Annotated in this window: 5 protein-coding genes; 3 read left to right on the plus strand and 2 right to left on the minus strand. The window is 29.0% G+C overall.

Annotated features, from left to right (window positions below):
- The 3 genes from pnuC to Q0V15_RS11105 all read left to right on the plus strand — a co-directional run.
- The coding region (gene pnuC / locus Q0V15_RS11095) for a nicotinamide riboside transporter PnuC (protein WP_297438982.1) at positions 1-881 on the plus strand (881 nt) is incomplete at its 5' end.
- Positions 882-1,092: 211 nt separating this feature from the next.
- On the plus strand, positions 1,093-1,962 hold the full coding sequence (galU, locus tag Q0V15_RS11100; RefSeq protein ID WP_297438984.1) for a UTP--glucose-1-phosphate uridylyltransferase GalU: 870 nt from the start codon (positions 1,093-1,095) through the stop codon (positions 1,960-1,962).
- A 123-nt stretch (positions 1,963-2,085) separates the two neighbouring features.
- Entirely contained in the window at positions 2,086-3,330 is a 1,245-nt protein-coding gene (locus tag Q0V15_RS11105; RefSeq protein WP_297438986.1) for a hypothetical protein, read from the plus strand.
- 50 nt (positions 3,331-3,380) lie between these two features.
- Here the strand turns inward: Q0V15_RS11105 and srtB are convergent, their stop codons facing one another.
- Positions 3,381-4,124, minus strand: coding sequence for a class B sortase (gene srtB / locus Q0V15_RS11110; protein ID WP_297438990.1), 744 nt, complete (start codon positions 4,122-4,124; stop codon positions 3,381-3,383).
- A 127-nt stretch (positions 4,125-4,251) separates the two neighbouring features.
- Positions 4,252-5,676 carry a basic amino acid/polyamine antiporter gene (locus Q0V15_RS11115; RefSeq protein WP_297438988.1) on the minus strand — a complete coding sequence of 475 codons (1,425 nt, stop codon included), beginning with the start codon at positions 5,674-5,676 and terminating at the stop codon, positions 4,252-4,254.
- Positions 5,677-5,868: the final 192 nt, after the last annotated feature.

The following is a 5,868-nucleotide window of genomic DNA, read 5'->3' on the forward strand; positions in this document are numbered from 1 at the left end:
AACTAACAAAAGAAAAAAATGATATTTATCATATAAATGGAGGAATTTTTAGAATGACATTTTTAAAACAATTATCACCTTTTCAGAAATTATTTTTAGTATTTTTTATAATAGCATCATTTGTTTCTTTCTTTATCCCTTTAATGATGGGACAGGAAGATTTCACAGGATTGTTTGGAATTATTAGTATAATAGGACTTGTATCAGCATTATCAGGTGTACTTGCTTCAATTTTCCAAGTTAGAGGAAGAGCAGCATACTACCTTTGGTTTCTTTTAAATACAATTACTTATGGAATTATTTGTTTACATGAGAAATTATATGGACAGTTTATACAAAATATTATAATTTTACTTCCTTTAGAAGTTGCAGGATTTATAGCTTGGAGCAAACATATAAATGGTTCTAAGGAAAATAAACTTACAATTAGAAAATTTACTAAAAAGAACTGGATTGTTGCAATTGTTTTAGCAGTTATAGCATGGGTAGCATATGCAGCATTCCTTAAATATCTTCCAAATATATTTAGTAGTCTTTTAGGACTTAATATTTCAGCAGATCCACAGTTTAAGCTTGATGCTTTAACATCAGTTATGACTATATTTGCAGTTTATATTACATCTAAGAGATATATAGAACAATGGTATTTCTGGCTTGTAGCTAATGCTGGTATTATTATATTTATAAAAAGTATAATAGAATCAGGGGTATTCTCAATGTCAGATTTATCAGGAGCGATAGTACTTGGTCAATATGGAGTAATTTCAATATATGGATTATACCATTGGATGAAAATGTATAAAGAGCAGAAAGCGAATGAAGTAATTTCTGAAGAAGAAGTTATTTCAAGTGGACAATCTGTTTCAGTAGGTAGAGCATAATAATGAATAAACTTAACGAGAGTTAGTAAATATAAAAAGGCAATTTTAGTTTTAAACTAGAGTTGCCTTTTAAATTTGATTAAAAAAGTTTAAATTAATAGAGTTATGCTAATTAATGGTAGGAAATGTTAATATATGGTTCTTGTTTAGTTAATTAATTATTGTTATTATGAAATTTATTAACTTTATAATTAAAGGGGATTTGAATTTTATGAGTAAAATTAAAAAAGCTATAATACCGGCAGCTGGTCTTGGGACAAGATTTTTACCAGCTACAAAATCACAACCTAAAGAGATGTTACCAATAGTTGATAAACCAACTATACAATATATAATAGAAGAAGCTATAGCTTCAGGAATTGAAGAAATTCTTATAATAACAGGAAGAAGTAAGAAGTGTATAGAAGACCATTTTGATAAATCTATAGAACTTGAATTAGAACTTGAAAAATCAGGAAAGCAAGAGATGCTTAAAATGGTTAGAGATATATCTGATATGGTTGATATTCATTTTATAAGACAAAAAGAGCCAAAAGGACTTGGTCATGCAATTGCATGTGCAAAAACTTTTGTGTGTAATGAGCCATTTGCAGTTCTTCTTGGAGATGATATTGTTTATAATGATGAAGAACCTTGTCTTGGTCAGCTTATGAAATGTTATAATGAATATAAAACATCAGTGCTTGGTGTTCAGACAGTTTCAGAAGAAGATGTAAGTAAATATGGAATAGTTGATTGTATTCCAATAGAGGATAGTGTATTTAAAGTTAAGGGACTTGTTGAAAAACCAGAAAAAGAAGTTGCACCAAGTAATGTTGCTATTCTTGGAAGGTATATAATAACACCTAGAATATTTGATATACTTGCAGAGACTCCAGTAGGAAAAGGTGGAGAAATTCAGCTTACAGATGCACTTTTAAAACTGGCAGAGGAAGAGGCTATGTATGCATATGATTTTAAAGGTAGAAGATATGATGTGGGGTCAAAACAAGGCTTTTTAGAAGCGACAGTTGAGTATGCTTTAAGAAGAGATGAACTTAAAGATGAGTTTATGGAATATTTAAAGCAAATAGTAAAATAATATAGGATTTGTTTATAAAACATTTAAGTTTTAGCAAAGAAATAGCAATAAATTCTTGTTAGAATTTAAATTAAATTAAATTAAAACAAATCAAATAAGAAATTGACATAAGGGAGAAATGACATGAAGAAAAAAGTTTTAGCTACATTATTAGTGACAGCAGGGATTATGAATACAACAGGGGTTGCTTTTGCAAGTGAACTTCCAAATTCATCAAAGGGGATGAATTTAAAAGTTGAGGCAGAGGTTGAGAAAGACTTAGAAGATGACGAAATGGGTGTAGTTAGCGATGTTGCAATAGAACAATTAGACTATGCAATAGAGGATATGAGAATAGCGGTTGAGACATTAGAAAATGAGGGAATGACTGTAGAGAATATAGATTATATAGTGAGATTTGGAACACAATCAATAGAGAGAGTTAGACCATTCTTTGAAGAACTTGAGGGTTCAAAAGAAATGAAAGCTCATCTAGAGTGGATAAATCAATCATGGACAAGAATATCAGAGGCAGTTGAAATATACCATACAGCAGGAGATGGTTCGGCTGAAGATAATATGGGAGTAACACCAGAGGTTGAAGGTCCGGTATTAGATGGAACAGAAGAAGATAATATGGGTGTAGTTAGTGATGTTGCTATAGAGCAATTAGATTATGCAATAGAAGAAATGAGAATAGCGATTAATACTTTAGAAAAAGATGGGATGACTGTAGAGAATATAGATTATATAGTGAGATTTGGTTCAACATCAATAGAGAGAGTTAGACCATTTTTTGAAGAGCTTGAGGGTTCAAAAGAAATGAAAGCTCACTTAGAGTGGATAAATCAATCATGGATAAGAATATCAGAAGCAGTTGAAATATACCATACAGCAGGAGATGGTTCAGCTGAAGATAATATGGGAGTAACACCAGAGGTTGAAGGACCAGTATTAGACGGGACAGATGAAGATAATATGGAAGTTATGCCAGATGAAGAGTTAGAAATTGATCCTGGTTTTGAAGTTAATCCAGAACTTGAAACTGCACCAGAAATAGAAGAAGAGGTTGAAGGACCAGTTTTAGATGGAACAGATGAAGATAATATGGAAGTAACACCAGAGGTTGAAGGACCGGTATTAGATGGAACAGATGAAGATAATATAGAAGTAACACCAGAGGTTGAAACTTCAGAAGTTAATACAAATAATAAAGATGTAGTTTCAGATAAAACAGAAACTCAAAAACCAGTTGAAGAAGTAAAAAATAATATTGAAGAAGTCAGCGTACAGACAAATTTACCAAAGACAGGAGCAAGTAAAACAGTAGGTATTCTTGCAACAGTTTTAGGGCTTCTTGGAATAGCAAAGTTTGCTATAAAAAAATAATATATTAAAAGTAATAAGGTTCTGAGATTTCAAATCTCAGAACCTTAATTTTATTTGTTTTCAGTTTTACTAATAAGATTTGCATGTACTATGGTTCTAGCATCATCAAATTCATAACTACAAGTGATAAGAGTTAGAATCTTTTTATTTGATGTTATATTAGGATTATTAGTTTTATATAGTGATTTAGATTTAAGTAAATCAGTATATGAGTTTAAATTATCAGTAGATAAATTACTTTTATTCATATCATATAAGTAATCAAAGTTTTCAGTAGCATCTACAACATAAACAGAAAATACTTCATATATGTAAGTATTTTTATCATCTACTATAGTTATTTCATTATTAGAATTGAAAAAATCCTCATCTTTAAATTTATTTAGAGTTGAAAACATATTAGCATTTTTCATATTATGCCCAAATAAGATTGTGTTAAAATCTGAGTTGAAGATACTTCTATAATCAGCAAAGATACTACCATCTTTAAGTTTATTTTTATATATATCATTTTCTAAATAAAAATTATTATCCTTTCCCTTAACAACAGGGTAATCTATATTAGTATTATTAACTTTAATCCAAAATTGATAATCTGGATTAATATCACTAAGAGTTTTAAATGAATTATCATTTTTATTTTGAGTTTGAAGATTAATAGGATTTATACTTTGAAGGTTATTATATATAGTTGTAGATTTATGACTACTTAAAAGATTGCTTCCTATTATAAAGATAAAAATAAGCAAAGTAAGTATAATGAGTATATTTATTATTTTTCTTAAAAATTTTATAGCTAAGTACCCCCTTTAGAATTTATATGAATTTATATTCAGTATATAAAAAGTTTAAGAACTTAAGAGTAAATATATGTGTATAAAAAGTAAAATAGCCTAGAAAAACTAGACTATTTTATAAGATTTAGTTTGTTGAAAGCCTACCTGTAAAGATTAGATATAGTGTTATAATAGCAAGTGCTATTATGATAATAGCTATAACTACTTCATAAGCGTGGTTGAATAGATTCTTTTTCTTTTCTTTTCTATTCCAAACATAAAGAATAAGTCCAAATGCTGAAATGATAGAACTAAATAAAGTATATTTCCAACCAGCTGCACCAAGTAACCAAACTGTATAAACTAGAGAAATTAAAGCGATAAATCCATGTTTAATAATTCCTTTTGAATTTTCTTTATATGTTTCTTTAGTAAATATTAATTTTAGAAGATATAAAGTATTTAAGAAATATGGAATAAGTGATGCTGTTGATGATAAAGAGTATAAGAACTCATAGCCACTATTATAGAAGTAAGAGAATAATAGCCAAAATTGAGTGATTATAGTTGTTATCATAATTGCATAATAAGCAGTTCCATTTTTGTTTTCTTTAGCAAGAAATTTGGGCATAACTCCATCTACAGCAGTTGAGTAAGGCATTTCTGCTGTGATAAGTGTCCATCCAAGTAAAGCACCTATTACAGATACTAAAAGCGTTATAGTAATAACCACAGCTCCCCAAGTTCCAACTACAGACTGAAGAATAAATGCTAGTGATGGATTATTTAAAGCAGCGATATCAGGTCTTTTCATAACTCCAAGTGATAAAAATGTTACAAGCATATAGATAATTATTACTCCAATTATTCCAATAACAGTTGCTTTACCAACATCTTTACTTCTTTTAGCTCTAGCAGATAAAACTACAGCGGCTTCAATACCACCAAAAGCCCAAAGATTAGATATCATAGTAGCTTTAACTTGAGTGTAAATACTGCCAAGGCTTTCTGTTCCAAAGAATTGGAATGATATATTTTTATAGTTAAAAGCAATAATTGTGATAACTACAAATAGTAATATTGGTATAAGTTTAGATATATTAACAATAGCATTGATAACCAGAGCTTGCTTAACACCTCTAAGTATAAGGAAGTTTATAATCCATATAAGAAGAGATGCACCGATTATAGCTGCAAGATTATTTCCAGCAGGATTAAATATTTTAAAGAAGTATGATAATGTACCAAATACAAGAGTTGCATATGATATGTTACCAAGTGTTGAACTTATCCAATAAATCCAAGCAGAGTTAAATCCAATAAATTCACCAAAACCTTCCTTACTATAAGAATATATACCATTTTTTAGATTTGGTTTTCTAACTGATAATATGTAGTAAACAAATGCAAGTGCAAGAACACCTATTCCTGAAACTATAAATCCAATAAGTATTGCAAGTCCTCCAGCTCCTTTTGCAAGTTCTGATGGAAGACTAAAAATACCGGCTCCAATAATTCCACCAATAACAAGTCCAATAAGACCTGTTAGACCAAGTTTTTTCTCTTTCATAATATCTCCTTTATTTATATATTTATTTTAGTAGTTTGTATAAATAAACTATTTAATTCATAAAAAAACTATTATGTCTATTTTAAGGATGTAAAATGAACTTTATATGAAGATTTGAATATAATTTTATACAACTAAAAACCAGCCTTAAATGTTAAGACTGGTTTTGATTAGTATTTAAATTTATATAAA

The sequence above is a fragment of the uncultured Clostridium sp. genome (assembly GCF_947036855.1).
In the GTDB taxonomy this organism is placed as follows: Bacteria; Bacillota; Clostridia; order Clostridiales; family Clostridiaceae; genus Sarcina.

Excerpts from the sequence above, each read along its gene's own strand:
- galU (WP_297438984.1), top strand. The coding sequence starts at position 1,093 with ATGAGTAAAATTAAAAAAGCTATAATACCGGCAGCTGGTCTTGGGACA.
- Q0V15_RS11105 (WP_297438986.1), top strand. The coding sequence starts at position 2,086 with ATGAAGAAAAAAGTTTTAGCTACATTATTAGTGACAGCAGGGATTATG.
- Q0V15_RS11115 (WP_297438988.1), bottom strand. The coding sequence starts at position 5,676 with ATGAAAGAGAAAAAACTTGGTCTAACAGGTCTTATTGGACTTGTTATT.